The sequence below is a fragment of the Brevundimonas sp. FV1ye29L genome, assembly GCF_058681095.1.
In genome coordinates this window covers 2048812-2073471 of sequence record NZ_CM178730.1, presented here as the reverse complement: position 1 = coordinate 2073471, position 24660 = coordinate 2048812, and the positions used below count along the sequence as shown (strand labels likewise).

At 68.2% G+C, this 24660-nt stretch carries 22 protein-coding genes; 9 read left to right on the top strand and 13 right to left on the bottom strand.

What is annotated here, in order from left to right; genetic code table 11:
* Positions 1-18: 18 nt before the first annotated feature.
* On the bottom strand, positions 19-909 hold the full coding sequence (locus ACW17W_RS10235; RefSeq protein WP_492076759.1) for a pentapeptide repeat-containing protein: 891 nt from the start codon (positions 907-909) through the stop codon (positions 19-21).
* A gap of 95 nt (positions 910-1004) precedes the next feature.
* Positions 1005-1496 (bottom strand): pentapeptide repeat-containing protein, encoded by a 492-nt coding sequence (locus ACW17W_RS10230; protein WP_492076758.1) that lies wholly within the window; start codon positions 1494-1496, stop codon positions 1005-1007.
* 270 nt (positions 1497-1766) lie between these two features.
* Here ACW17W_RS10230 and ACW17W_RS10225 point away from each other — a divergent pair, with 270 nt between their 5' ends.
* Positions 1767-2723, top strand: coding sequence for a hypothetical protein (locus ACW17W_RS10225; protein ID WP_492076757.1), 957 nt, complete (start codon positions 1767-1769; stop codon positions 2721-2723).
* A gap of 23 nt (positions 2724-2746) precedes the next feature.
* Here ACW17W_RS10225 and ACW17W_RS10220 read toward each other — a convergent pair whose 3' ends face one another.
* Entirely contained in the window at positions 2747-5323 is a 2577-nt protein-coding gene (locus ACW17W_RS10220) for a TSCPD domain-containing protein (RefSeq protein ID WP_492076756.1), read from the bottom strand.
* 198 nt (positions 5324-5521) lie between these two features.
* Between ACW17W_RS10220 and ACW17W_RS10215 the strand changes: the two genes are divergently transcribed.
* Both ACW17W_RS10215 and ACW17W_RS10210 read left to right on the top strand, forming a co-directional pair.
* A complete protein-coding gene (locus ACW17W_RS10215) occupies positions 5522-5914 on the top strand; it encodes an NADH:ubiquinone oxidoreductase subunit NDUFA12 (RefSeq protein WP_492076755.1) in 393 nt (130 codons plus the stop codon).
* On the top strand, positions 5911-6591 hold the full coding sequence (locus ACW17W_RS10210) for a DUF2155 domain-containing protein (protein ID WP_492076754.1): 681 nt from the start codon (positions 5911-5913) through the stop codon (positions 6589-6591). The genes ACW17W_RS10215 and ACW17W_RS10210 overlap by 4 nt, the downstream gene beginning before the upstream one ends.
* Before the next feature lie 5 nt (positions 6592-6596).
* On the opposite strand, the gene aat is transcribed toward ACW17W_RS10210, so the two are convergent.
* The 4 genes from aat to ACW17W_RS10190 are packed head-to-tail and all read right to left on the bottom strand — an operon-like array spanning position 6597 to position 9625.
* Positions 6597-7301, bottom strand: coding sequence for a leucyl/phenylalanyl-tRNA--protein transferase (gene aat, locus ACW17W_RS10205; protein WP_492076753.1), 705 nt, complete (start codon positions 7299-7301; stop codon positions 6597-6599).
* A complete protein-coding gene (accC, locus tag ACW17W_RS10200; protein WP_492076752.1) occupies positions 7271-8623 on the bottom strand; it encodes an acetyl-CoA carboxylase biotin carboxylase subunit in 1353 nt (450 codons plus the stop codon). Before accC ends, aat begins: the two co-directional genes overlap by 31 nt.
* Positions 8624-8632: 9 nt before the next feature.
* Positions 8633-9133, bottom strand: coding sequence for an acetyl-CoA carboxylase biotin carboxyl carrier protein (accB, locus tag ACW17W_RS10195; protein ID WP_492076751.1), 501 nt, complete (start codon positions 9131-9133; stop codon positions 8633-8635).
* Positions 9134-9151: 18 nt separating this feature from the next.
* Positions 9152-9625 (bottom strand): type II 3-dehydroquinate dehydratase, encoded by a 474-nt coding sequence (locus ACW17W_RS10190; RefSeq protein ID WP_492076750.1) that lies wholly within the window; start codon positions 9623-9625, stop codon positions 9152-9154.
* A gap of 116 nt (positions 9626-9741) precedes the next feature.
* Between ACW17W_RS10190 and thiS the strand changes: the two genes are divergently transcribed.
* Positions 9742-9939 carry a sulfur carrier protein ThiS gene (gene thiS / locus ACW17W_RS10185; protein WP_492076749.1) on the top strand — a complete coding sequence of 66 codons (198 nt, stop codon included), beginning with the start codon at positions 9742-9744 and terminating at the stop codon, positions 9937-9939.
* A 41-nt stretch (positions 9940-9980) separates the two neighbouring features.
* On the top strand, positions 9981-10778 hold the full coding sequence (locus ACW17W_RS10180) for a thiazole synthase (RefSeq protein WP_492076748.1): 798 nt from the start codon (positions 9981-9983) through the stop codon (positions 10776-10778).
* A 51-nt stretch (positions 10779-10829) separates the two neighbouring features.
* Here ACW17W_RS10180 and ACW17W_RS10175 read toward each other — a convergent pair whose 3' ends face one another.
* From ACW17W_RS10175 to ACW17W_RS10165, 3 genes are all read right to left on the bottom strand, one after another.
* Complete coding sequence (locus tag ACW17W_RS10175) at positions 10830-11651, bottom strand: DsbA family protein (protein WP_492076747.1); 822 nt, start codon at positions 11649-11651, stop codon at positions 10830-10832.
* Between the two features lie 22 nt (positions 11652-11673).
* Positions 11674-13146 (bottom strand): M48 family metalloprotease, encoded by a 1473-nt coding sequence (locus ACW17W_RS10170; RefSeq protein ID WP_492076746.1) that lies wholly within the window; start codon positions 13144-13146, stop codon positions 11674-11676.
* Positions 13147-13208: 62 nt separating this feature from the next.
* Complete coding sequence (locus tag ACW17W_RS10165) at positions 13209-15914, bottom strand: Rne/Rng family ribonuclease (protein ID WP_492076745.1); 2706 nt, start codon at positions 15912-15914, stop codon at positions 13209-13211.
* 501 nt (positions 15915-16415) lie between these two features.
* On the opposite strand from ACW17W_RS10165, the gene ACW17W_RS10160 reads away from it, so the two are divergent.
* The 4 genes from ACW17W_RS10160 to prfB all read left to right on the top strand — a co-directional run bounded on the left by ACW17W_RS10160 (position 16416) and on the right by prfB (position 22184).
* Complete coding sequence (locus ACW17W_RS10160; protein WP_492080305.1) at positions 16416-17600, top strand: N-acetylmuramoyl-L-alanine amidase family protein; 1185 nt, start codon at positions 16416-16418, stop codon at positions 17598-17600.
* An 82-nt stretch (positions 17601-17682) separates the two neighbouring features.
* The gene (locus tag ACW17W_RS10155) at positions 17683-18435 is read left to right on the top strand and encodes an exonuclease domain-containing protein (RefSeq protein ID WP_492076744.1); all 753 of its coding nucleotides are present in this window, start codon (positions 17683-17685) and stop codon (positions 18433-18435) included.
* Positions 18436-18519: 84 nt separating this feature from the next.
* On the top strand, positions 18520-20913 hold the full coding sequence (locus ACW17W_RS10150) for a penicillin-binding protein 1A (RefSeq protein ID WP_492080304.1): 2394 nt from the start codon (positions 18520-18522) through the stop codon (positions 20911-20913).
* 148 nt (positions 20914-21061) lie between these two features.
* Positions 21062-22184 (top strand): peptide chain release factor 2 gene (gene prfB, locus ACW17W_RS10145; protein WP_492076743.1). Its coding sequence is split into 2 segments (ribosomal slippage): positions 21062-21130 and positions 21132-22184, totalling 1122 coding nucleotides; the frame shifts between segments, so codons are not numbered across the junction.
* 84 nt (positions 22185-22268) lie between these two features.
* Here prfB and ACW17W_RS10140 read toward each other — a convergent pair.
* The 3 genes from ACW17W_RS10140 to bcp all read right to left on the bottom strand — a co-directional run bounded on the left by ACW17W_RS10140 (position 22269) and on the right by bcp (position 24656).
* Positions 22269-22793 (bottom strand): bactofilin family protein, encoded by a 525-nt coding sequence (locus tag ACW17W_RS10140; protein WP_492076742.1) that lies wholly within the window; start codon positions 22791-22793, stop codon positions 22269-22271.
* A 37-nt stretch (positions 22794-22830) separates the two neighbouring features.
* Positions 22831-23982 (bottom strand): M23 family metallopeptidase, encoded by a 1152-nt coding sequence (locus ACW17W_RS10135; protein WP_492076741.1) that lies wholly within the window; start codon positions 23980-23982, stop codon positions 22831-22833.
* A 206-nt stretch (positions 23983-24188) separates the two neighbouring features.
* Positions 24189-24656: a thioredoxin-dependent thiol peroxidase gene (bcp, locus tag ACW17W_RS10130; protein WP_492076740.1), complete on the bottom strand. Its 468-nt coding sequence runs from the start codon at positions 24654-24656 to the stop codon at positions 24189-24191.
* Between the last annotated feature and the right edge of the window lie 4 nt (positions 24657-24660).

Sequence of the window (24660 nt, the reverse complement as noted above, 5' to 3'; positions counted from 1 at the left end):
GAGCGCACGCGGCGTCGGTCAATCCTGCGCCATCATCAGGTTCCGGCTGACCGGAGGGACGGGCGGCGCCGGCGGGCGCGGCGGAGCGATGCGGATAATGGTGCGGCTGCGGCAGACGCCCGGCTGAAGACCGCGAGGCAGCCGGGTGGCGTCGTCAGCGCAGGCCACACTGACCTGTGACTGGGTCAGACCCAGGGCGCTGGACAGGTCCGCGCCCCGGATGTCGGTCCGGCGCAGCGAGGCTCCGGCGAAGTTGGCCCGGCTGAAGCCGCCGCGCGTGAAGCGGGCGTTGTCCAGAACCGCATCGCGGAAATCACCGCCGGCGAAATCGCCCGAGCCCATGTTGGACGCCGCCATCTCGGCGCTGCGGAACGAGGCCCCGCGCGCATTCACATTGGCCAGGGTCGCGCCGAACATCTCGGCCGAGGCGAAATTGGCCCCGGTCAGGTTGGCGCCGTTCAGGTTCGCCCCGTTCAGCTCTGCCGATGACAGATTGGCCCGGGTCATATTGGCGCGGGCGAACACCGCGCCGCTCGCCTCGGCGCCGTTCAGAGCCGTATCGACGAAGACCGCCGCCGTGAAATTTCCCCCGGACAGCTCGGCGCCCCGCATGTCGGCGCGGCTGAAGTCGCTGGACGAGAAGTTCGATCCGTCCAGTTCGGCGCCGCGCAGACTGGCCCCGATCAGGGTGGCGCTGATGAAGGTCGCGCCGGTGAAGGTCGCCCCCGACAGATTGCGGCCTGACAGCTCGCAGCGGTTGCACGAGCCGCCCAGGGTCACTGAACGGGCGACGTCGCGATCCTGAAGGACAAGGCGCACCTCGGCGGCGGCGGGCAGGGCGCACAGGGCGGCGCCGAACGCTGTGGCGACGAGGAGGCGACGGTGAAGGGCGCTGGCAGTCTGGGTCACGGCCCCTCAATGCCGTCTGACGTCGGAAATCCCTACTTAAATCGCAGTAAGAATGAAGGCGAGGAGGTTGCCGTCCGGTAACCTCGGGTTGCGGATCAGCAGGGGCGGATATGGAGTCGTCCGGGCAGTGTGGTCGAGGCGTCGCCGCAGGCCCGGTTCAACTGAACCTGGCTGAGGCCGCGCGCACGGGACAGCTGGGCGCCCGAAAAATTGACGCCTGACAGGTTGGCGCCCGAGAAGTCGGCTCCCTCGAGAAACGCCCCGACAAAGCTGGCATTGGTCAGGTTCGCGCCGGAGAAATTGGCGCTGGAAAACACCCCGCCATAGGCCTCCACGTCGCGCAGGTCGGCACGGACGAAACGGGTGCGGTTCATCACCGCCAGACTCAGATCGGCCTGACGCAGCCGCGCGCGCGACAGGTTCAGCCCGTTCCTCTCCAGGCCCGAAAAATCGCCCTGGAACAGGTTGCAGCCGGGGCAGTGGGCGCCGCGCCGCACACTGGCGATCTGACTCGCATTCTGGGCGAGAACCGGCGAGGCGGCGACCATCAGGGCGCCGATCAATGCCGGCAAGACGAGGCGTTTCATCACGGACAGGCTCCGGCTGGACAGGCCAGCGCTGCAATCTTCGCCCCTGTTCTACGGGGATCTCCTTACGATCTGTTGAAAGACCGAATATCGCGCCGCCCCCCCAAATCCGGTTGGTGCGGCATGGACGCATCGGTCGGGGCCCTACAAGAGACCCCCGGCGCGTGGGGGCGGGCCAGGTCGTTGAATATCCAGTTCGCGAACTCCATGGTTCCGCCGCAGCGTCGCTCGATGGATCGCCGCGGCATTCACTCAGGCCCCGCTCCCCCTATGCCCGAGAACTCCCGGCTCGCGCCGATCAACTGGCTGAACGCCAGAATGTGCCTGGCCTATTTCGCCGCGTCGCAAAACGCACTGGACGACGATCTCGTCTCCGCCTTGCTGATTGCCGCTGTGCTGGAGGCCAATATCCAGCACATCGACCACCGTCCCGAGGAGATGCGGAAATATCTCTTGGCCGGCAGCTTGCCTGACGCCCTTCGCCGTCCCGCCAACTTCCTCAGCATCGCCGCCTCGATCGGTATCCCGCGTGAAACCGCGCGGGGCAAGGTGCTGGCCCTGGTCGATCGCGGGGTGTTCAAGGCCGTACCGGGGGGGGTGATCCTGGGTCAGGAGGCCATGGCTTCGGACGCCGTCGTCCGGGCCCGCGATCAGTACTATCTGGCCCTGACAGAATTCGTGGACGGGCTGATCGCCATTCGCGCCTGCGGCCTCGGACCTGACCATGCCCTGCATCAGCCGATCCATGACTACGGCGGGGTGGCCACAAGGCTGGGCTGTTCACATATCCTGCGCGGGGTTCGCCTGATCCGGGAGATCCTGCCGGATCTTCGTTTCACCACCATCTTCGTCCTGATTACCGTCAACTATCTGACCGGGGCCGACTTGAGGCTTGATGACGTCGCGCCCGGTCGATCCGGCGCCCCGACGCTGCTGAAGCCCCGTCTGGGCCCCGTCAGGGGGAGTGAGGTGGCGAAGTTCACGGGGCTGCCCGAGGAGACCGTTCGCCGGCACTTGCTGGCTCTCACGCGCTGCGGCGAGTTGAGAAAGGTCGACCGGGCCTATGACATGGCTCTCGACGATCCGGAACGGGTCGCCATCCGCCGCAAAATCCACAACCGCAGACGCGCCAGCGTGAACCAGTTTGTCTGGAAGATGCGGCTGGCCGGCGCCATCACCGGGCCGGACGCCCCCGCATCGATGGCGGTGACGGCCGAGGCCTCGTGAGGCCCGGGCCTATGTCACTGGCGTCAGCCGATCTCGCCATGCAGGGCGGGAACTATTCCGCAGCTGTCGCAAATCCAGCCCCCGCCGCGCTGTTGCAGGCTGAAGTCGCCACAGGCGGGACAGGCGTCGGCCTGGACGGCCTCGGGGGCGGGGGCGGGCGGCTCCCGATCCCGGCCAAATGGCAGGACGACCAGATTGTCCGGCGCATGGCCGCGGGCGAATCCCTTTGAGATGAAGCGGGCGGCGGGCACCAGTTCATCGGCCTTGCCGGATCCCAGACCATCGGCGTCCAGGGGCTCGGCGTCGGCGTTGGCCAACTGCTGGCGGCCCAGATAGGACACGCCGAGTTCACGGAAGATATAGTCGAGGATCGAGGTGGCCGAGCCGATCGAGTCATTGCCGGTGACCCGCCCGGCCGGTTCGAACCGGGTGAAGACGAAGGCGTCGACGAACTCGTCCAGAGGCACTCCGTACTGAAGGCCGATGGAGATGGCGATGGCGAAGTTGTTCATCAGGCTGCGGAAGGCGGCGCCTTCCTTGTGCATGTCGATGAAGATCTCGCCCAGCTCGCCGTCGTCGTATTCCCCGGTGTGGATATAGACCTTGTGGCCGCCCACGGCCGCTTTCTGGATATAGCCCTTGCGGCGGTCGGGCAGTTTCCGGCGGGTGCGGTCGCGTTCGACAACACGCTCGACAATCCGTTCCGGGGCAGGGGCTTCGGCCGCAGTCGGCTGGCCCGCAACGACGTCAGGCCGTCGGGCTGGAGCCGGCTCTGGCTCGACGATGTCGAACAGGCGGCTCGAAGGCGGCGCGGCGCGGCGGACGACGAAGGCCCGGCGGCCTTCCGTCGCCGCGGCGACCAGGAGGGGGCGGGCCTCGTCCGCCCCCGCCTGCCAGTCCAGCACGACGGGACGGACGTCAGGGATGTCGCTGTGGACGGCGATGGCGGCCCGCACCCTGCGTTCGACCTCACCACCGGAAAGGCCGAGGAGGGTCGTCAGGGCCGCGGGCGCATCTGTCCAGTCGCCAAGGTCGGGGTGCCCCAGCGCATGGCGTGCAGCGGCCTCGACGTCGCGCGATGACAGACCCAGCCGGATCAGGAGCGGAATGTCGCTGCCGGGCTCAAGCCCCAGAACATCGCGGACAAAGCCGGGATCAAGCCAGGGACTGCGGAAGGCCTCATCGAGGGTCGCGGCATTTGCAAGCCCGGCTTCCATGGCCCTGAGCTCCACATCGGTGAAGCCGAAGCGGCGCAGGATCTCGTGATCGACCCCGGGCGCCTCGATGAGGGTCCGGTGGCCGAACAGCCGCCGCTCGGCGCGCGCCGTCGTCTCCCTGTCCATGACCTGGGCGAGCCCGGGGCGCAGGCGGCGTCCGATGTCGCCGTCCGCGGTCTGGAAAACCTCGACATGGCTGAAACCTGAAAGGCCCAGGCGCAGGTCCAGCTCCGCGTCATCGCGCAACAGGCCGAGAGTCAGGTTGCGGCGCTCTCCGGGCGCGCCCAGCCGCACCGCCAGTTCGCGCGAGGCGTCCGAGGCGGCGCGGGCGAAACGCGCCGCCACCGCCGACAATGCTCCAAGCCCCGCCTCATCCAGCGCGCTGCCGGTGTTCAGCAGCCAGTCGGCGCCGCCGGCCAAGCCAAGCACCAGGGGGCGACCGGCCTCGTCGGCCTCGGCGTCGGCGGTGGCCAGATCAAGGGCCGTCGTCCAAAGTCGAGCGACGGCCTGAAGCGTCGTTTCGTCATCGCCGATGGCGGGCAGGTTGATGGCGCAGGCTGCCGCCGCGTCCGCGTCCGCCAGGGCCTCGGCGGTGGACCCGTCGAAGGCAACCACCACACCGGCTTCCGTCAGGCCCGCCGCGACGACGGCCCGCATCGCCGGACTGTCGCCCTGATCGGGCAGGTCGGGGCTCGCCCTGACGAGAACCGGGGGCGGGGTCGGGCCATCCGGCAGCGGACGCTCGATCCGTTCGCCCGCAATGGCCCGCTGGATCTCCGCGTCGAGGCAACCGGTGCGACGGGCGGCGAAGACAGCCCGCGCGAGAGCCGGGTTGGACGCGGGGTCGGAACAGTCGCGGGCCGGGCCCTCACATCGGGCCACGGCATCCCCGACAGCGGACAGGGCGTCGATCGCCGCCTCGACGGCCGCGCCGGCGAGGGCTGTCGCGCGTGCTGTGCGGGTCGCCGTCAGGAGCATCTCGAGGTCGTCGGGACGGGTCAGATCCAAGGCCGGACGCCGGCTGCTGCGGCGGTGCGCCGCGGGCGCCGCCAGTCCCAGCCACAGGGTCGCCGTCAGTTCGGCGCTGAAGACCCGGGCTTCCTCCAGGCCGGAGAACAGGCCGTTCTCTATCCCCCGGGCGCCCAGGGTCGCCGCCCATCGGCTCGCCCGACCCTCGAAGACAGCGTCGAGGCCTGAACGGGGGACGCCGCTGTCGTCAGACGCGGCCGGAAGGGCGTCGACCCAGTCCAGCCAGGCTTCGACCTGAACGTCGCTCCAAGCGGCGGGAGCCAGGGTCGTCGTGACCGAATCGCCGCGCTCGATCTCGCGCCAGTCCAGGGTCAGGTCGGCCGCCGCCGGAGCAAAGCGGGACGAGAAACGCATGCGCACCTCCGCAAGAAGCGTCGAGACTAGGTCGCGTCGGCATGGCCTTCAATATATGTTGCGGTCTGGGGTCGTGTTACCCCCAAGATGTTGACCGCGGCCGGAGGCCTGACGCGCTGGACGCCGGGCCGCGCGCTTTCTATGATGGGCGCACCGCCGCGCGACCGCCGTCGCGGCCGAAACGACTGGATCATCCGAGTGTTCGACAAGATCTTCACCTGGTGGAATGGCGCCACGATCGGCACCCTGTTCACCATCGCCAGGCGCGGCAGTCTGGTCGGCGCCGATGAGTTCGGGAACCGCTACTACCAGTCGCGCGACCATCAGAGCTATGACGGCCGCAAGCGTCGCTGGGTGGTCTATGACGGCTATGCAGAGGCGTCGAAGGTGTCGCCGGACTGGTATGGATGGCTGCACTATACGTTTGATGAGCCGCCGACCGAGGCGCCCCTGCCGCGGCGCCGGTGGGAGAAGGATCATCAGCCGAATATGACCGGTACGCCCCTGGCCTGGCGTCCGCCGGGCTCCCTGGCCGCAGAGGGCGTCCGTCCCGCCGCAACCGGCGACTACGAAGCCTGGGCCCCGGAATGACAGGGCGCGCGTCGCCGCGTTCCGGATCTGGCGCTGTCCGCATCCTGCTGATCGGCGGCGTCGGACTGGCGCTGGCCCTGGCCGGCGGGGCGGTCGTCGCCGGAGGCTTGCAGCAGTCGACGCCGCAACCCGCCACTCCGTCCTCAGATCCGATCGGCGATCTGCTGCGCAATCAGGCGCCGGTCGAAAGCGCCCCGGCGGGCGCCCCGGCCCCATCATCGCCTGTGGCGGTCACCCCGCCCGCTCCGGCCATTGTTCCCGAGGCGGCTGATATCGATCCGACGGTCGAGGACGCGGCCCCGGCGAAGATCGAGAAGGCCGAGGTTGTGGTCGAGCCCGACGCGCCGGCGCCGCGGCGGCGTCTGCGGATCGCTGTGGTCGAGGCCATCGACAAGATCACCGCCGAGCGGATGCGGTTCGAGGTGGTTGTGGGCGGGCGTCCCGTCCGCTTCAACAACAGCCTGATCTTTTCGGCCCGCGCCTGTGAGTTGTCGGCCCCGAATGAGTCGGTCGAGGATGCGATCGCCTATATGGACGTCAGTCTGCAGCCGCGCGGCGCGCTCCCCGGCGCCGAGGCCCGCCAGATTTTCCGCGGCTGGATGTTCGCCTCCAGCCCCGCCGTCAGCGGCCTGCAGCATCCGCTGTATGACGCCTGGATCGTGGGCTGCAAGGCCTAGGCGCTTCAGGCGACAGCCCGGTCGACGGCCTCGGCGCCGGTCATCGGCAGCGACAGCGACCCCGGGTCTGTTTCGCCCTTCAGGGCGGCTTTCAGCAGCCTGAGATAAGCCGCCTGCGGGGTTTCGACCGCGCCGAACTGGCTGAGGTGATCGGTCAGGAACTGGGCGTCCAGCAGGCTCCACCCGCCGCGTTTCAGCCGCGCAACCAGATGCACCAGGGCGATCTTGGATGCATCACGCTCCCGACTGAACATGCTCTCCCCGAAAAAGGCCCCGCCCAGGGTGACGCCGTACAGGCCGCCGACCAGAACCTCGTCCTTCCAGCATTCCAGACTGTGGGCCCGACCCATGGCGTTCAGGGCCAGGTACAGACGCCGGATCGGGCCGTTGATCCAGCTGTCCTCGCGCCCGGGGGCCGGGGCCGCACAGGCATCGACGACGGCGGCGAAGGCCGTCGATATGCGGATGTCGAACGGCTCTGCCCGGACGGTCCGCCGCAGCCGGGACGGAATATGGAACCCGTTCAGCGGGATGACGCCGCGCTGGTCCGGCTCGACCAGGAAGACCCGCGGATCATCGCGCGCCTCGCCCATTGGAAACACGCCGCGCGCATAGCAGGACAGCAGTTGTTCGGGCCCGAATGCGCCGAACGGGCCTCCGGCGCTGAACCCGGGATCGGTCAGTTCGGCGTCTTCTGCTTCGCCGCCCATTTTTCAAGCCAGTGGATGTCGTAGTCGCCGGACAGGATATCCGGTTCCTGCAGCAGCTTCTGGAACAGGGGGATGGTGGTGTCGATGCCGCCGACGACCATCTCGTTCAGGCTGCGCTTGAGCCGGGCAATGCACTCGGCGCGGTCGCGGCCATGGACGATCAGCTTGCCGATCAGGCTGTCGTAATAGGGCGGGATCGAATAGCCGGCGTAGATGGCGCTATCCAGCCGCACGCCTAGGCCGCCGGGAGCGTGGAAGTCGGTGATGAGGCCGGGGGAGGGGGTGAAGGTCTCGGGGTTCTCGGCATTGACCCGCACCTCTATGGCGTGGCCTTCGAAATGGATGTCGTCCTGTGTGAAGGACAGGGGCAGGCCGGCGGCGACGCGGATCTGCTCGCGCACCAGATCAACGCCGGTGATGGCCTCGGTCACCGGGTGCTCGACCTGCAGCCTGGTGTTCATCTCGATGAAGAAGAACTCGCCGTCCTCCCACAGGAACTCGATGGTGCCGACGCCCAGATAGCCGATGGCGGCGATGGCCTTGTTGACCGTCTCGCCGATCTTCTTGCGGCCCTCGGCCGACAGGGCCGGCGAGGGGGCCTCTTCCAGCACCTTCTGGTGGCGGCGTTGCAGCGAGCAGTCGCGTTCGCCCAGATGGACGACATTGCCGTGGCTGTCGGCGATGACCTGGATCTCGATGTGGCGCGGCTTCTGGAGATAGCGCTCCATATAGACCGCGCCATTGCCGAAGGCCGCCTTGGCCTCGGTCTGGGCGGTCTGGACGGCCTCGACCAGATCGTCGGCGGTCAGGGCGACCTTCATGCCGCGTCCGCCGCCGCCGGCCGCCGCCTTGACGATCAGGGGGAAGCCGATGGTCTTCGAGGCCTCGATGGCGGCCTCGACGGTCTCGACCTCGCCGGCCGAGCCGGGCACGCAGGGGATGCCCGCCTCCAGCACCGTCTTCTTGGCGCTGATCTTGTCGCCCATGACCCGGATATGTTCGGGTTTCGGCCCGATGAAGGTCATGCCGTGGGCCTCGACGATCTCGGCGAACCGGGCGTTCTCGGACAGGAAGCCATAGCCGGGGTGGATGGCCTGGGCGCCGGTGATCTCGGCCGCCGCGATGATCGAGGGGATGTTCAGATAGGACTTCGCCGCCGGCGCCGGGCCGATGCAGACGCTCTCGTCGGCCAGCCGCACCCACATGGCGCCCCGGTCCGCCTCGGAGTGCACGGCGACCGTTGAGATGCCCATCTCCTTGCAGGCGCGGTGGATACGCAGGGCGATTTCACCCCGGTTGGCGATCAGGACCTTGGTGAACATCGGCTCGCCTTACGCTTGCAGCAGGACGAGGGCCTCGCCGTATTCGACAGGCTGGCCGTCGCCGACCAGCACCTCGACCACCACGCCGTCGCGCGGAGACTGGATCGGATTCATCGTCTTCATGGCCTCGACGATCAGCAGGGTCTGGCCCTTCTTGACCGTGTCGCCGACCTTGATGAAGGGCGGGGCTTCGGGCGAGGCCTGCAGGTAGGCGGTGCCGACCATGGGCGACTTCACCTCTTCGCCCGACCTGGCGACGATGGTGGCGGGATCGGACGGCATGGAGGCGGGCGCTGCGGCGGCGGCGGGCTGTACCGCCGGAGCGGCCTGCGGGGCGGCCGCGTACTGGACGACGGGTGCGGCGGTGATCTCGCGCGCCACGCGTATGCGCAGCTCGCCGCGCTCGACCTCGATCTCGGTCAGCGAGGTGTCATTGAGGATATCGGCCAGCTGGCGAACCAGGCTTGTGTCGATCTCGGCGTCGTTCTTGAGGGTCTTGGCGTCGGCCATCGGTCTGGAGCCTTCTTCTTATCCTTGAGGCGAACGGGCGGCGGCGAGGCCGCGTTCCCGTATCAGCCCGAGTGCGGCCGTGACGGCCAGTTGATAGCTTTGCGGGCCGAAGCCCGTCACCGCGCCGGTCGCCGCCAGCGAGACATAGGTATGGCGCCGGAACTGCTCCCGCGCCGCCGGATTCGACAGGTGGCATTCGATCACCGGGATCGACAGGGTCTTGAGTGCGTCCAGCAGGGCCACCGAGGTGTGACCGTAGCCGGCGGGATTGAGCACCAGGGCCGAGGCTGCGGTGCGCGCCTCCTGCACCCAGTCGATCAGTTCACCCTCGTGATTGGTCTGGCGAAAGACCACGACGGCGTCGCCGGCGGCCCGTTCGCAGATCGCCTGCACGTCCGCCAGGGTTTCGTGGCCATAGATATCCGGCTCCCGCACTCCGAGGAGGTTGAGGTTGGGGCCGTTCAGGACGTAGATGACGGGAGTTTCTGGCATTCCTTGACGGGGTTCCGGGCGCGGCGGCCGCATATGAATCGGGCGGCCTTTTAACTGACAGACGACGCGGGTCAAAGCGGCGCGCCCATCACGATCAATCAGGTTGACCTAACGGTATGCAGATTCAAGTCAACGGGGATATGAAACAGGTCGAGGCCCGGACCATACTGGACCTCGTCGCCGAACTGTCCCTCGACCCGCGCAAGGTGGCGGTGGAGCGCAATCTGGAGATCGTGCCGCGGTCTCTCCACGCGACGACCGCTCTTGCCGAGGGCGACCGGATCGAACTGGTCCAGTTCGTCGGCGGCGGATGAGACGGGTTTCGTTTCGGCCCGCGTGGGCCTAGATCAGGGCCATGAACGCGCAAAGCCCTATCGCCGCTGCCTCCGATACCTGGACCGTCGCCGGCCGCACCTTCACCTCGCGCCTGATCGTCGGCACCGGCAAATACGCCGACTATGCCCAGAATGCCGCGGCGGCCGAGGCGGCGGGCGCCGAGATCGTGACCGTGGCCCTGCGCCGGGTGAACCTGTCGGACCCGTCCCAGCCGATGCTGGTCGACCATGTGAAGCCGGACCGGTTCACCTTCCTGCCCAACACCGCCGGCTGTTTCACCGGCGAGGATGCGGTGCGCACCCTGCGGCTGGCGCGCGAGGCGGGGGGATGGAGCCTGGTCAAGCTGGAGGTGCTGTCAAACTCCGCGCACCTGTACCCCGACATGATCGAGACGCTTCGGGCGCTGGATATGCTGGTCAGGGACGGGTTCGACGTCATGGTCTATTGCACCGACGACGTGGTGATGGCCAGGCGACTGGAAGACGCGGGCGCCGCCGCCATCATGCCCGCCGCCTCGCCGATCGGATCGGGTCTGGGCATCCAGAACCGCGTCAATATCCGTCTGATCGTCGAACAGGCGAAGGTCCCTGTGCTGGTTGACGCCGGGGTCGGCACGGCGTCGGACGCCACCATCGCCATGGAACTGGGCTGCGACGCCGTCATCGCCAATACCGCCATCGCCGGGGCGAAAGACCCCATCCTGATGGGCTCGGCGATGAAGCACGCCGTCATCGCCGGGCGTCAGGCCTATCTGGCCGGGCGGATGGCGAGGCGGATGTACGCTGACCCCTCGTCGCCGCTCGCCGGGCTGATCTGACGGCTGGTTTGCCGGATGACGCGCCTGGCTGCGCGGGGACGGCAGCCGGTGCTATTTCGCCTTCGCGGCCTCGATGGCCTTCAGCACCTCCTGCGGGGCGATGCCGGCGGTGGCCTGGCCGTTGATGATAAATGTCGGGGTGCCCGTCAGCTGGAAGGCGGCGGCGGTGGTGTGGATGTCGGCCAGATGGCGCGCCACCTCGGGACTGGCCATGGCGACTTTGGCGCGGGCCAGATCGACGCCGCGCTCGACCAGCACCCGGTCAACGGCGGCCTCGTCCAGCGCCGGTTCCGCCATCAAACCCTCATAGACCTCCAGATACTTGCCCTGCAGATGCGCGGCGACGGCGGCGCGGGCGGCGTAGTGCGAGGCGACATCATCGCCCCGATCCAGAATGGGCCAGTCCTTGAACACGAAGCGCACGTCCGGATGACTCTGCATCAGCCGGACATAGTCGGGCGCCACGGCCTTGCAGCCCGGACAACGGAAATCGAAGAACTCGATCACTGTGACCCTGGCGTTCTGCGGCCCGAAAGCGGGATCGCGCGGGTCGGCGCGCAGCAGGGCCGGATTGGCGGCGATGGCGGCGTTTGTCGTCTGGACCCGTGCGCCGTCGTCGCGCGACTGACGGGCGGCGACGACCTCGTCGAGCACCTCCGGATGGGCCAGAAGATAGGCGCGGACCTGGGGGCCGATGTCGCGCGGCAGGACGTAGGGCGCGGCCGCGAGGCCGAGCGCCAGGACCGACACGGCCAGGGCCAGGACGCTGCGTCCTGAAAGCCAGCGGGACAGGCGATCCGGCCCGGTCTTCGCCGGCGCCGGCTCCGGGGCGGGGGTTGGCGTCGGGGCAGGCGAGGGGGCGTCGTCAGTCATGAAGTCGGCAATCCAGAGCGGCTCAGGCCGTCGGCAGGGGCGAGGCCACAGGCGGGGCCACGGGCGCGGGCAGCAAGGGCGTGTCACGGGCCGGCGGCTCAATGACCGTCGGACGCCGCCGGGCCTGACGCGCATCCAGATCGTCGATGTCCTGGGTCGTGGCGCCTGAGGCGAGAACGATGTCCACAGCGCGGCGCCATTCGACGCTGCTGCGATCCAGCAACGGCCGGGCGCGCAGGGCGAACTGGGTGGCCTGATCCTTGTCGCCGACGGCGAAATAGGCTTCGGCAGAGGCGAGGCGGGCCTCGCCCTCCTTGCCCTGGGCGGCATAGGCCTGGGACAGCAGCCGCCATGCCAGACTGTTGTCGTCCTCGCGCGCCACGGCCCGTTTCAGCTCATCGATGGCGCGGTCCAGATTGCCGGCGTCATTGGTCTCGATCAGGGCGTGGGCCAGGTTGATCCGCAACAGGGGCGCGTCCGGCTTCAGTGTCACTGCCTTCTGGTGGGACTCGATAGCGTCGTCGGGGCGACCCTCCTCGAACAGGATCTGGCCGCGCAGCTCCCAGAGGTAAGGGTTGTCGGGCTGCTCGGCCAGCAGGGTGTCCACGCTGGCGATGGCGCGGTCGGTCTGACCGTCCCGGTAAAAGGCGATGGCGCGGGCGTAACGGGCGGGGAAGCCGGTATCGCTCTCGGGATAGGCCCGCAAGGTCGTTCCGGGCGGATCCATGAAGGCGTGGATCTTGGCCAGGATCAGGGCGTGCTGGGCCAGCCGCTCGGGACTGTCCACGCGGCTGTAGTGCGAGGCGGCCTCGACCGGGCGACGCAGGGCCTCGATCCGCTGGCCGGACAGGGGGTGGCTGCGGAAATAGGGATAGCGGCGCTGGTCCGAGAACACCTCCTGCGAGCGGAAATTCTCGAAGAAGTCGACCAGTCCCTTGCCCGACTCGCCCGCGGCCTCGAGAGCCCTCGCACCCGAAATATCGGCCTCGCCCTCCTGGCTTTGCATATACCTCAGGGCGCCAAGCGTGCCGAAATACTGGCTGTTCGCCATCAGCATGGCGCCGGCGCCGGGCTCGCCGGCGAGGGCGGCCAGGGCGCCCAGGGCCATGGTCATCAGGAAGGGCTGCATGCCTGCGTTCTGGACGCCGTCACGCAGCAGATGCCGGTTCTTGATGTGGCCCGCCTCGTGGGCGATGACGCCGAGCAGTTCGTTGGGCGTGGAGGTCTGCTCGATCAGGCCGGTGTTCAGACCCATGATCCGGCCGCGCAGGGCGAAGGCGTTCAGGCCGGGGTCATTGACCAGAAGGATCTCGACCTCTTCCGGATCCAGGCCCATGGCGCCCAGAACGGGCGCCGACCATTCATGGATGATCCCCTCGACCTCGGTGTCGCGGATCAGGCTCTGGGCCGAGGCCTGCCCCGCCGCGCCTGACAGGATCAGGGCGGCGGCGAGGCCTGCGATCAGGCGAGAACTGTAGCGAACAAGGCGGCTCAAGCGGAACTCCTGGACGGCAGGCCCCCGCCTGATTTCGCAGACGACTATCTAATCGCGGCCATTCAACGGCGCCACCATCCACGCTTGGGCTTTTCGGGCGGAGCGGCGATCTGGGCCGGGTCCGCTGCGATGATGGCGGACAGGTCGGCTGCAGGCGCAGGCGGCGTGTGTTCGACGACGGCCGCCGCGACAGGCAGGGCAGCGGGCTCGGGCTCGCTACCGGCTTCCTGGGCAGGATCGCCGTCAGCTTCAGAGACCGCCACCGGCCCGGCCTCGGCGGCCTCGGCCGGAGTCACGTCCAGTTCGACGGGGGCCGTGGTCGGCTCGGCCTCATTGGGCTCAACCGCCGTGTCCAGATCGACATCGAGCGTTGCGGCCGAGGCGCTGGCGGGGCGGCGACGCACCCGACGACGCTGGGGTTCCGCCGGTGCGGCAGGCGCTTCGCCTTCAGCCTCGGCCATGACGACCGCCATAGGCGTATCAGGCGAGCCGTCCGGCGGCATGCCTTCATTGGTGGCGCGGGCCTCGACCTTGATCTCGTGCGGTTGCGCCTCGGCGCCGCCGCGACCGCGACCCCGACGACGACGGCGCGAACGACCGCCTTCATTGCCGGTCGGCTCCAGGGTTTCGCCGTCGGGCCGTTCGCCGATCCGTTCCTCGACGTCGCCCGTGACAGAGGCCGCCACCGGCTCGGTCGCGCGTTCAGACCGCGTGGGGTTGATCGGGTCGAACCAGACGTAGGGGTCTTCCAGCGACGGCGTACGGCCGCGCACCCAGAAGAAGCCCGAGCCGGAGGCCGCCGGCGCCTCGCCGTCCTCCCGCGCCCGGCGTCCGCCACGGCGGCCGCGCCGACGCCGGCGACCGGCCTCGCTGTCATCATCGTCGTCCGAGGCTGCGCCGACGGCCGGCGCGTCCTCGGCGCCGCTCGAGACTTCCTCATCGCGACGACCTCCGCGACGGCGACGCTTGCGACCACGGCCGCCGCCGCCGCCGACCTCGAGCCGCCCGCGAGCCTCGTCGTCGTCGGTGTCCTCGCGCTCCAGATCGCCTTCGTCCTCGTCGTCCTCGTCTTCTTCGTCCTCTTCGTCTTCGTCGTCGAAGGCGGTGTCGTCGAAGTCGTCCTCGAGATCGGCCAGAGAGACGGCCGCTTCCGGCGCGACGAAGTCCTCATTGGTTTCGGTGCGCTCGATGGCGCTCTCGCCCTGGGCCAGGCTGTCGTCGATCTGGATGATGACCGACAGACCGCGCTGCTCCAGCAGGGCCTGCAGATAGGCGCGCTTGTGGTTCAGGATGTAGAGGGCGACGGTGGTCGAAACGCGCAGGTTCACCGATCCCGCGCCGTTCTTGCCGGCCTCGATATCCACGGCGCGCAACACCATCAGGGCGGCGGATTCCGCAGAGCGGATACGACCGGCGCCCTGGCAATGCGGACAGATTTCTGTGGCGCCCTCCAGCACGCCCAGACGGCGGCGCTGGCGGCTGATTTCCATCAGTCCGAAGGCGGAGATCTTGCCCATCTGGATGCGGGCGCGGTCTTCCGACAGGGCGTCCTTCAGGATGCGTTCGACGGTCCGGTTGTTCTTGGACTCATCCATGTCGATGAAGTCGATAACCACCAGACCGGCCAGGTCGCGCAGGCGCAGCTGGCGGGCGGCCTCGACGGCGGCTTCGCAATTGGTCTTGAACGCCGTCTGTTCGACGTTGCGTTCCTTGGTCGCCCGGCCCGAGTTGACGTCGATGGCGACCAGGGCCTCGGTCTGGTTGATGACCAGATAGCCGCCGGACTTCAGCGTCACCACCGGCTGATGGATGCCGGTCAGGACGTCCTCGATGCCATTGGCGGCGAACAGGGGTTTGGAGCCCTGATAGAGGTGCACCTTCTTCGCCTGCGACGGCATCAGCACGCGCATGAAGTCGCGCGCCTCCTTGAAGCCCTCGACGCCCTGGACCTGGATGCCGTCGAAATCCTTGTCGAACATGTCGCGCACGGCGCGGCGGACGAGGTTCTCCTCCTCATAGATCAGCGAGGGGGCATGGCTGGCCAGGGTGGTTTCGCGGATCGTCTCCCAGAGGCGCAGCAGGTATTCGTAGTCGCGCTTGATCTCGGCCTTGGTCCGCTTGGCGCCGGCCGTGCGGATAATCAGGCCCATGCCCTTGGGCACATCCAGGGCCGAGGCGGCCGACTTCAGGCGGCGGCGGTCCGAGGAGTTGGTGATCTTGCGCGAAATGCCGCCGCCCTTGCCGGTATTGGGCATCAGGACGCAGTAGCGGCCGGCCAGCGACAGCCAGGTGGTCAGGGCCGCGCCCTTGGCGCCGCGTTCATCCTTGACGACCTGGATCAGCAGGATCTGGCGCCGCTTGATGACGTCCTGGATCTTGTAGCGCCGCATCAGGCGACGCTTCAGCCGTTCCTCGTCCGCCAGACCGCCTTCGGATTCGCCGTCATCGCTGTCGCGGCCCAGGTCGTCGTGCTCATCCTCCTCGGACGGCGCCTCGGCCATGATGGCTTCGCGGTCGGCGACCGGGATCTGGTAGTAGTCCGGGTGGATCTCGTTGAAGGCCAGGAAGCCATGGCGATTGCCGCCGTATTCGACGAAGGCGGCCTGCAGGCTGGGTTCTACGCGGGTGACCTTGGCGAGATAGATGTTGCCGCGCAGCTGGCGTTTGGTTTTCGACTCGAAGTCGAACTCCTCAACCTGGCGTCCGTCGACGATCGCCACCCGGGTTTCTTCCGGGTGGGCCGCATCGATCAGCATTGTCTTTGACATGGAGGGTCTCTCTCTGGCGCGCTCTGGCCGGACCTGGGTTCAGGTCCCGGGCGGCTCGCCGAATGGGATGAAGGGCCAGGGCGTGCGTCTTCCCGACGGCGATCGCGGCGATGGCCGGATCGAAATCCCGGACGAGCCGGGCGGGAACGCAGGCGAAATGGCCCATGGGGTCTGGCAGGTCCTCGACCCGGACGCGCCATATGCGGCGGCGTCGTGGGGCCGGTCTTCGAACGCGCGGAGCAGGCCCGGCGCATCCTCGGAGGGGTGAAAGTCAATGTGCCGCGAAGATCACGCGCCGGACGCCGATCGGATCGGCAGGCGAGAACACTCCGCGAGCGGAAACAAGCATAGGCATGCCGAACACGAAAGAAAAGGTTTCGCCGCTTAACTCTATCCCAACCCCGATCGGCGAGGCTGGGGGCCAGCGAAAGTGGATCGCCCGTCAGAATGATCGGTAGCATGTTAGCCAGAACCGCCCTGTGGGGGGTGCGAGAGTGGTCGATGACGGCATTGGCCTTCGTCGCAATCTGTGTCGCCCTGTTCCTGGGCGGACGCAGCGCCGCAGGCGGCGCGGCCGGCGATATCTTCGGCGTCCGCTTCGGCGGCGATGACGAGCGGACCCGCGTGGTCCTGGACCTCGGGGCCTCGGCGAGGGGCGCGGTCATCGAATCGGGCGAGGACGGCCGTGTGGTCCTGACCCTGGCCGGCGTGGCGTCCGGGCGAGGGATTTCCGGCTCCGGATCCGGTCTGGTGCGCGGGTATCGCGTGGCCGCCTCGGGGACGGCGTCGCGGGTCCAGCTTGAACTTTCGCGCGCCGCCGAGATCGAGCGTCGGTTTCTTCTGCCGCCCGGCGACGGCGTGGCCAACTATCGCTATGTCGTCGACCTGAAGGCGAAACCCGGCGCGACCGCGCCGGTTCGCCCCTCCGTCGCGGCCAATGCCCGTCCGGCGGCCGCTGCTGCGGTGCGCGCCGACAAGCCCCTGATCGTCATTGATGCCGGTCATGGCGGCCGGGATCCGGGAGCCCGGGGCGCCGACCATCATGAAAGCGCCCTGACGCTGGCCGCCGCCCAGGCCCTGAAGGCCGAACTGGAGCGCGGCGGACGCTATCGCGTCATCATGACCCGCACCAATGACGCCTATGTCGATCTGTACCAGCGCGTCCGGATCGCCCGGCGGGCCGACGCCGACCTGTTCATCTCGCTGCATGCCGATGCCGGCAGCGATCCGGCCCTGCGCGGCGCCAGCGTCTATACCTTGTCGGAACAGGGGGCGAACCGGGCGGTGCGCGAGGTGACGCGCGGCGACGACTGGCACCGCGACCTCCATCTGCCCGGCCGCGACCCCTCGGTGGACCGCATCCTGCTGGACCTGACCCAGCGCGCAACCCAGAATCGGTCAGCCCAGTTCGCCCGCGTCCTGCTCAGCCATGTCGAGGCGGCCGATCATCCGATGCTGAGGCGCAGCCACCGCGACGCCGGTCTCGCCGTCCTGCTGGCGCCCGACGTTCCCGCCGTGCTTCTGGAGATGGGTTTCATCACCAATCCGGACGATGAGCGACTGCTTTCGGACAGCCGACGCCGCAGTCGACTGATGCGGGCCGTGGCCGAGAGTATCGACCGGTATTTCCGTGAGCCCGCCGCGCCGATCCAGATGGCGGCGAACCGGGGCGGCCAGGGCGGCTGATCGGCGGAGGGTGGGGCGCGGACGGCGCGTGCGCCGGGATCGTCCTCTCGCAAGGCCCGTGCGGTCGCCGTATGTTTCATCCATGCGCCTGCGAGTCGTCGATCTTGAAACCACGGGCGGCGACCGGTCCTCGGAGATCATCGAGGTCGGCTTCGTGGATGTGGTGCAGGACGGGGACGGGTGGCGGGCCCTGGCTCCGGTTTCGAAACTGTTCCGGCCTCGGGGCGAGATCTCGTTTCACGCGATGGCGGTGCACCACCTGACGCCCGATCACTTCAGCCCCGACGATCCGCACTGCGACGAGGCCGCCCTGCGCGCGATGTTCGCCCCCCGATACGGGGAGGGCGGACCCGACATCATGGTGGCCCATTCGGCGCGGTTTGAACGGGCCTTCATCGCCGACAGCGCAACCGGCGGCCTTCCGTGGATCTGCACCGTCCGGGCGTCGAAGGCGGTCTGGCCACAGGCGCCGGGCCATTCCAACCAGGTCCTGCGCTACTGGCGGGGGTTCCGGCTGGATCCCGCCATGGCGGATCCGGCGCACCGCGCCGGCCCCGATGCCTGGGTCACGGCCCATATTCTGATGGATCTGCTGAGGGAGGCGACGGTCGAACAGCTTCTGGCCTGGTCGAACGCCCCCCGGGAGGTGGCCACGGTTCCCTTTGGCAAGCACCGGAAGAAGCCGTGGAGCGCGGTGCCCGCCGACTATCTGAAATGGATGGCGGCGCAAACCGATATGGAGGTCGAGGTTGTGGCGGCCGCGCGCGCCGAGCTGGAGCGACGCCAGACGGTTCCGGTGGATCAGGCCCTAGCCGCCACAGGCAACGCGGTCTAAACCGGATTCTGCGCCCGATCGTCGGCGGCGAACGGGTTGGTTGGTCTGGAGTCCGCGGTGAAGATTGCCGAACGCTGGTTCGTGATGGCGGGCATCGGCCTGTTGGGCGCGATCGCCCTGGGCGGGCTGATCGTGGCGGTCTATGCGGCCTGGCTGTTTCACGACTTGCCGGACGCTTCGGAACTGGCCGACTACCGTCCGCCGACGGCCACCCGGGTCTATGCCGGCGACGGCACCCTGATCGGCGAGTTCTCGGACGAGCGCCGCATCTATGTGACCTATGACCAGATCCCCGAGCCGGTGATCCACGCCTTCCTCGCGGCCGAGGACAAGAATTTCTTCCAGCACGGCGGCATCGACGTTTCGGGCGTCGGTCGGGCCATGTTCAAGAACGTCTTCAACTTCGTCTCCGGCCGACGGCTGGAGGGGGGCTCGACCATTACCCAGCAGGTGGCCAAGAATGTCCTGCTGACGAATGAATCCACCCTCGGGCGCAAGCTGAAGGAAGCGATCCTGTCCAGCCGCCTTGAGGCGACCCTGACCAAGGAACAGATTCTCGAACTGTATCTGAACGAGATTTTCCTGGGATACCGCTCCTATGGCGTGGCCTCGGCCGCCTACAACTATTTCGGCAAGTCGCTGAACCAGTTGACGCCCGACCAGGCCGCCTTCCTGGCCGCCCTGCCCAAGGGCCCCAACAACTATCATCCCAAACGCCATCCCGGGGCCGCCAAGGGCCGTCGTGACTGGGTGCTGGGGGAGATGGCCCAGAACGGCTGGCTGTCGGCCGGGGACCTGGCGGCCGCCGTCGCCCGGCCGCTCGGCGCCCAGGACGCGCCGCGCCGCGCCCAGTATCAGGACGCCGACTTCTTCGTGGAGGAGGCGCGTCGTCAGGCCCTGCTCAACAAGGATATCGGCGAAACGCTGAACGCCGGCGGCTTCTATATGCGAACGACGCTGGATCCCGACCTGCAGACGGCGGCGCGCGACGCCCTGATGACCGGGCTTGAGAACTACGATCGCCGGCACGGTTGGCGGGGCGGCTGGGGACAGACCGATCTGTCCGAGGGCTGGCAGGCGACGGCGTTGAAAAAATCCGCTCCGCCCGAACGTCGGGCGTGGCGGGCGGCGGCGGTCACCGCCGCCTCGCGAGGCAGCGTACAGATCGTTACGGCCCGCGACGGCGACACCGGCAGCCTCGTGCCGGCAGACGTCGCCTGGGCCAATGCCGGGCGCGGGCTGAAGCGGGGCGACCTGATCTTCGTGGAGCCGCGCGGCGGTCAGTTCGCCCTGAAACAGATCCCGGCGGTCAATGGCGCCATGGTCGCCATCGAACCCCAGTCGGGCCGGGTCCTGGCCATGGTCGGCGGCTATTCCTACGCCCTGTCCAGCTTCAACCGGGCGACCCAGGCGCGCCGCCAGCCGGGCTCGGCCTTCAAACCCTTCGTCTATGCGACCGCCCTGGAAGGTGAGTTTACACCGGGCTCCATCGTGCTGGACGCCCCGATCAGCTTCGCCGGCGGGGCCAATGGCCAGCGCTGGACCCCCGAGAACTACAGCCGCGAATACTACGGACCACAGAGCCTGCGTCGCGGCCTTGAGCTGTCGCGCAATGTGATGACCGTCCGCCTCGCACAGGCGGTCGGAATGCAGAAGATCGTCACCCAGTCCGCGCGGATGGGCCTGCCGGGTCTGTCGCCCAATCTGTCCGTCTCGCTCGGAGCCGGGGAGGTGACGCCCTATCAACTGACGGCCGCCTACGCCGCCTTCGTCAACGGCGGTCGGCGCGTCGAGCCCTATCTGATCGACTATGTCCAGGACCGGAACGGCGAGACCGTTTACCGCGGCGACCGGCGGAACTGCCGCGAATGCGGTCGGGGCTTCAGCGGACAGCCGTCGCCACGGCTTGATCCGCGTGGAACCCAGGTCATTGACCCGATCACCGCCTATCAGATCAGCTCCATGCTGGAGGGCGTGGTCCAGAGAGGGACGGCGGCGAGCGCCCGCGGCCTGGGCCGCTGGGTCGGCGGCAAGACCGGCACCACCAATGAATACCGCTCGGCCTGGTTCGTGGGCTTCACCACCGACATCGTGGTCGGCGTCTTCATCGGCTTCGACGACAACCGGTCGCTGGGCTCTGGCGAGACCGGAACCACGGCGGCGGTGCCGGTCTTCATCAACTTCATGCAGCAGGCGTTGAAGGAAAGGCCTGCCCGTCCGTTCGTGCGGCCGCGCAACGCCATCTTCCGCACCGTCAACGGCATTGAGGAAGCCTTCCGCCCCGGCACCGAGCGTCAGCGCGAGGAACAGGCTCCGGCCGGACCGGCCCTGCCCGCCGGACCCCAGACCTATGATGATGTGGTCCGTCGCGAGATGGAGGCCGCCGCCCCGCCACCTGGCGCCGCCGCGCCTGCAGCCGCACCGCCGCCGCCGCAGCCCCAACGCCCGCCGGCAGAGGATCTGAGCGGCCTGTACTAGGGCCAAACCGGTTGGACTCCACGCAATCCTGCGGTGGCTAGGGTTCGCGACAGGAAATGGTCCGGTGCGGGCCCGTTCAATTGCGGCTTTCCCTTTGGGGCGCGGACCTCTATGTCCGCGCCTCACCTTTGTATCGCAGGAGTTCGCGATGAGACCGGATGTCGAGGCCATGAAGGCCGACATCGAGCAGAGCGTCGCTCTGCTCAGGAGGCGTCTTTGACTGGGATGTCGCTCTAAGAAAGCTCGACGAGCTGAATGCGCGGGTCGAGGATCCGACGCTCTGGAATGACGCCGAGGCGGCCCAGGCCGTGACCCGGGACCGTTCGCGCCTGAAGGGGCAGATCGACACCGTTCTGGAGATGGAAACAGCGCTGGAAGAGGGCGTGATGCTCTCCGAAATGGCCGATGAAGAAGGCGACGAGGCGGCGCTGGAGGATGCGCGGGCCAGTCTGAAGGCCGTCAAGGAGCGCGCTGCCCGGGCCGAGCTGGAAGCCCTGCTCTCCGGCGAGGCCGATGGCAACGACGCCTATCTGGAAGTGAACTCCGGGGCCGGCGGCACCGAGTCCAATGACTGGGCGGGCATGCTGCTGCGCATGTATTCGCGCTGGGCCAGGGCTCACGGATATGAGGTCCAGATCGAGGCCGAGGAGCAGGGCGAACAGGCGGGCATCAAGTCCGCCACGATCCTGATCTCCGGGCCGAACGCCTATGGCTGGCTGAAATCGGAGTCGGGTGTTCACCGCCTGGTGCGCATCAGCCCCTATGATGCGGCGGCCAAGCGCCATACCTCCTTCGCCTCAATCGGCGTCTCTCCGGTCGTGGACGACACCATCGAGATCGACATCAATCCGTCCGATGTCCGCACCGACACCTACCGCGCCTCCGGCGCCGGCGGCCAGCACATCAACAAGACCGATTCGGCTGTGCGCCTGACCCACGTCCCGACCAATACGGTCGTGGCCTGTCAGGCCGGCCGGTCGCAGCACCAGAACCGGGAACAGGCCTGGAAGATGCTGAGGGCGCGGCTGTACGAACTGGAACTGCAGCGGCGCGAGGCCGCCGCCCAGGCCATGGCTGACGCCAAGACGGATATTGGCTGGGGTCACCAGATCCGGTCCTATGTCTTGCAGCCCTATCAGATGGTCAAGGACCTGCGGACCGAGGTCGAGACCTCCGACACCCAGGGCGTTCTTGACGGCGACCTGGATCCGTTCATGGGGGCTGCGCTGGCCGCGAGAGTGGGCGAAACACGCGGGTCAACGGTCGAATAGCCCGCTCCACGACCGAACAAGGCCCCGGATCGCTCCGGGGCCTCGTTCCTTGCGCCAAACTTGACCAACCCGGCCGAACGCGTCCTAGAGAGGACGCAGGGGTACCGCATCGAGGGCATTCTCCAGCGCTGCCGTCGGGTTGGCGGCGGGCTGCGGTGCAGCCTGTGGAGCGAACGTGGTCGGCTGAACCGGGGCGGCGACGGGCGTCGCTACCGCCGGAGCGGGAGCCGGGGCCTCGCGCCGGCTTTGCAGCACGCGGCCCTGGAAGTAGGCGCCGATATCGATCGACAGCTGTTCGGCCGTGATGTCGCCATCGACATAGGCGGTGGCGACCAGCTTGACCTGTTTGCCGGTCACGCCGCCCACGACACGGCCGCGCACCTCCAGATAGTCGGCGGTCACATTGCCCTCGATGGCCCCGGTCTCGCCGACAATCAGGCGGCCGACGCGGACATCGCCCTTGATCGAACCGTCGACCTGCAGATCGCCCTGGCCGGCGACGACCCCTTCGAACTGAAGGTCGGCAGACAGGGTGGACAGGCCGCGCGGCGGCGCCGCATGACCCTGGGCGGGGGCGGCGGACAAACGGGGGGCAGTTGCCTCGGGCATGGGCGGAATCTCGGGAACCGGGGGGCGGACGGGGGCTTTAGTCATCTTGTTGAACAAGGGTCTCTCCTGCTCTGAGGAAGCGGGCTGGGTTCTGCGGGCGGCCGTCCACCCACACTTCGTAGTGGAGATGCACCCCGGTCGAGCGACCGGTGGTGCCCATGGCGCCGATGCGCTGGCCGAGCGCCACCGCCTGGCCGGGCTGGACAGCGATGGCGTTCAGATGGGCGAAGCGGGTCTTGAAACCGCGCCCATGGTCTAGCTCGACAGTATTGCCATACCCTGAACGCACACCGGCGAAGGACACCACGCCCGGGGCCGTGGCGTGGATGGGCGCGTTCAGGCCGGCGGCGAAGTCCTGACCCTGATGCAGGGCGGGATGGCCGTTGAAGGGATCGAAGCGGAAACCGAAGCCGGACGTCGTGCGGGCGTCTGCGGGGCGGTGGAGCGGCAGGCTGGCGGCGGCATCGGCCAGGCTGCGCATCTCATAGAGGTTGTCAGCGGCGCGGCGGATGCGCAGGGCGAACGCCTCGTCCACATCCAGAATGGCGGCCAGGGCGCGCGGATCGCGGGCCTCGACCAGCGGGCCGCCGAGCGCGGCGCCCGAGGCCGCATAGGCCGCCGGGTTCAGCCCGGCCAGGCGGAAGGCGAGCCGCAGGCGTTCGGATCGGTTCTGGGCGAACAGTTCGGCCCGCTCGATCAGCCGCTCCTGATCCAGCCGCACCGACAGGATGCGCTGGACAGGCGAGGCGGAGGCGTTCAGCGGCCGGGCAGGGGCCAGTGCGGTCCGGGCCCCCGCGACGCCCTGGAACATCCCCATGACGCCGGTAAGGGCGGCGTGGCGCCGCTCGACCATATGGGCCATCTCATCCAGCGAGCCCGTGGTGGCCGACATCCGGACCACGGCGGTGTCCAGCCGTGCCTGGAGGTCGGCGTTCAGCCGCTCGGCGCCCGCCCGCTCCCGCGCCAGACGGGCCTCGGCCCGATGGGCGGTGAAACCGGTCATCACCGTCGCGCCGGTCGCCACAACGGTCCAGCCGGCGACGACCATCCCTGCGGCAGCCAGCATCAGCTGCTTGCGCGTGCTGATGGCATAGCCGCGGATGTCCCCGTCGGCGCGAAGATAAATTTGCCGCTCGGGGAACCAGCGCCTGATCCAGCCCCCGCCGGTCCCGTCTGTCTTGTGGCCCATGTGAACCGCCCCGTTTTCGGGCGGCACTATCCGTCAGTCAGGCCACTGGAACAACACTGTTCATGGTTGGTTAACCATCAATCTATCGTTCAAACGCCTCGCAGGAATACATGGTCATCGCAGATTCGCGTTTGAGGCGAGCTGTAAAACACGTGTACCCGGCGCCGGACCTTCTTCAACTATTTATGACAGGCCCGAACGGTAGGTCAGGGCGCCTGTACAAAGCCCAGGACGGCCTCTGCATGCCCCTTGACCGACACCTTTCGCCAGACCTGACGGATCAGTCCGTCGGCGGCGATCAGGACAGTGGCGCGTTCGATCCCCATATAGGTCTTGCCGTACAGGGTTTTCTCGACCCAGACGCCGAAGGCCTCGGTGACTGAGCCGTCTTCATCAGAGGCCAGGATCACCCCCAGCTCGCGCTTTTCCGCAAACCGCGCCAGCTTCTTCACAGGATCGCGCGACACGCCGATCACCGCAACGCCCGCCGCCTCGAACTGCGGCAGCAGGGCCGTAAAGTCCTGCCCCTCGGTGGTGCAGCCGGGGGTGTCGGCCTTGGGGTAGAAATACAGCACGAAGGGCCGGCCCGAGAGGGCGGCGGACGAGACGCGGTCGCCCGTATGGGTCGCCATATCGAAGGCGGGCGCGGGATGGCCGGGAGTCAGGTCCGTCATGGTC

Coding starts and splice junctions, on each gene's coding strand:
- ACW17W_RS10230 (WP_492076758.1), bottom strand. CDS start 1,496: ATGAAACGCCTCGTCTTGCCGGCATTGATCGGCGCCCTGATGGTCGCC.
- ACW17W_RS10225 (WP_492076757.1), top strand. CDS start 1,767: ATGCCCGAGAACTCCCGGCTCGCGCCGATCAACTGGCTGAACGCCAGA.
- ACW17W_RS10220 (WP_492076756.1), bottom strand. CDS start 5,323: ATGCGTTTCTCGTCCCGCTTTGCTCCGGCGGCGGCCGACCTGACCCTG.
- ACW17W_RS10210 (WP_492076754.1), top strand. CDS start 5,911: ATGACAGGGCGCGCGTCGCCGCGTTCCGGATCTGGCGCTGTCCGCATC.
- aat (WP_492076753.1), bottom strand. CDS start 7,301: ATGGGCGGCGAAGCAGAAGACGCCGAACTGACCGATCCCGGGTTCAGC.
- accC (WP_492076752.1), bottom strand. CDS start 8,623: ATGTTCACCAAGGTCCTGATCGCCAACCGGGGTGAAATCGCCCTGCGT.
- accB (WP_492076751.1), bottom strand. CDS start 9,133: ATGGCCGACGCCAAGACCCTCAAGAACGACGCCGAGATCGACACAAGC.
- ACW17W_RS10190 (WP_492076750.1), bottom strand. CDS start 9,625: ATGCCAGAAACTCCCGTCATCTACGTCCTGAACGGCCCCAACCTCAAC.
- thiS (WP_492076749.1), top strand. CDS start 9,742: ATGCAGATTCAAGTCAACGGGGATATGAAACAGGTCGAGGCCCGGACC.
- ACW17W_RS10180 (WP_492076748.1), top strand. CDS start 9,981: ATGAACGCGCAAAGCCCTATCGCCGCTGCCTCCGATACCTGGACCGTC.
- ACW17W_RS10175 (WP_492076747.1), bottom strand. CDS start 11,651: ATGACTGACGACGCCCCCTCGCCTGCCCCGACGCCAACCCCCGCCCCG.
- ACW17W_RS10165 (WP_492076745.1), bottom strand. CDS start 15,914: ATGTCAAAGACAATGCTGATCGATGCGGCCCACCCGGAAGAAACCCGG.
- ACW17W_RS10160 (WP_492080305.1), top strand. CDS start 16,416: ATGACGGCATTGGCCTTCGTCGCAATCTGTGTCGCCCTGTTCCTGGGC.
- ACW17W_RS10155 (WP_492076744.1), top strand. CDS start 17,683: ATGCGCCTGCGAGTCGTCGATCTTGAAACCACGGGCGGCGACCGGTCC.
- ACW17W_RS10150 (WP_492080304.1), top strand. CDS start 18,520: ATGGCGGGCATCGGCCTGTTGGGCGCGATCGCCCTGGGCGGGCTGATC.
- ACW17W_RS10140 (WP_492076742.1), bottom strand. CDS start 22,793: ATGCCCGAGGCAACTGCCCCCCGTTTGTCCGCCGCCCCCGCCCAGGGT.
- ACW17W_RS10135 (WP_492076741.1), bottom strand. CDS start 23,982: ATGGGCCACAAGACAGACGGGACCGGCGGGGGCTGGATCAGGCGCTGG.
- bcp (WP_492076740.1), bottom strand. CDS start 24,656: ATGACGGACCTGACTCCCGGCCATCCCGCGCCCGCCTTCGATATGGCG.